Source organism: Acinetobacter sp. YH16044 (genome assembly GCF_013417145.1).
GTDB lineage: Bacteria > Pseudomonadota > Gammaproteobacteria > Pseudomonadales > Moraxellaceae > Acinetobacter > Acinetobacter amyesii.
Map to the genome: position 1 here is coordinate 1 of NZ_VPEK01000162.1, position 1197 is coordinate 1197.

The window sequence follows — 1197 nt, forward strand, 5'->3', positions numbered from 1 at the left end:
AGTAGTTACATTGGACTGTTAAGTTGCATGTTGGGGAAACCCTCGCAGAGATACAGCCGTGTAGCGGCAGGGAGCGCGTGGAGCAGAGGTACACAACCCAGAAGTCCTTGTCTGCATAGTATGTAAAACTATGTGCGGATACGACCGATGCGTGGCTCCGTCAGCCCAATCAGGTTATTCGGCAATACTTAAGGGAGAGTGATTTTTTTCAAAATCGCGCCCTTAGGGTGAGTATTGCCGAAACTCACTCAACGTTCACCATCAGCCCAGAGGGCTTGCCCGAAGGCTGGGGTGATCGGGGAGTGAGTGAGAGCATTTATTTAAGTGCTATTGTCTTTACTGCTTGTATAGTTTTACTTTCCGACTTGATGTATAGTAAAACTATACAAAGGATTAATTCTTGTGATTATAGATTTTAAACATAAGGGACTAGAAAGGTTTTTTAAAACCAGTTCTACAGCAGGGATTCAGTCAGTACATGCTACAAAGTTAAAAAGACAATTAACAGTTTTGAATGAAGCACAAAGTATTGATGAGATGAATTTCCCTGGATGGAAGCTGCATCCTTTGAAAGGGAAGTTAAAAGATCATTGGGCTATTACAGTGAATGCCAATTGGCGTATGACTTTCATTTTTAAAGATGGTAATGCGTATATCGTAGATTATCAGGACTATCATTGAGGTGAATATGATGATGAATAATCCAGCTCATGCAGGTGAGTTAGTTTCAGAATGGTTAGATGGCTTAAAAGAAGAAGGACAAGTTATTACGATTACAGAACTTGCTGCACGTATTCGAGTGACACGTCCGTTACTTTCTCGAATTATTAATGGTAAAGCACCAGTTACCGCAGATGTAGCTTTACGTTTACATGATGCTTTAGGAATCAGTGCAGATCTGTTAATGCGTGTTCAATCGAAACATTCACTTTGGATGGAATCACAAAAACAGCGTCCGCAGATTCAACCATTTTTTGTACAGTGTTAATTTTTATTTATGCATAACATTCAAGATATAGCAGATTGTTTATTTAATCTAGAATCACAGTCTTCAAAAGTTAGGCTTAAAAAGGGTTCTAGAATATTTTTTTTATTTGATACGCATCTAGGTATTTGGCGTGAGCTTTTGCTCAAAAAAGACAGAGATGAATTGTTAGAACGGACTAGAAATTTTTGTGAGTTTTTAAAAAAAGAAGA

General features: G+C 38.5%; 3 protein-coding genes. All 3 read left to right on the forward strand.

The window, feature by feature from the left end; genetic code table 11:
* Positions 1 to 402 precede the first annotated feature (402 nt).
* Positions 403 to 681 (forward strand): type II toxin-antitoxin system RelE/ParE family toxin, encoded by a 279-nt coding sequence (locus FTV38_RS17730; protein ID WP_180009683.1) that lies wholly within the window; start codon positions 403 to 405, stop codon positions 679 to 681.
* 7 nt (positions 682 to 688) lie between these two features.
* Positions 689 to 988, forward strand: coding sequence for a HigA family addiction module antitoxin (locus FTV38_RS17735; RefSeq protein ID WP_218950305.1), 300 nt, complete (start codon positions 689 to 691; stop codon positions 986 to 988).
* Between the two features lie 9 nt (positions 989 to 997).
* Positions 998 to 1197: hypothetical protein (locus FTV38_RS17970; RefSeq protein WP_218950306.1), on the forward strand; the 200-nt coding region annotated here is incomplete at its 3' end.

Coding starts and splice junctions, on each gene's coding strand:
- FTV38_RS17735 (WP_218950305.1), top strand. CDS start 689: ATGATGATGAATAATCCAGCTCATGCAGGTGAGTTAGTTTCAGAATGG.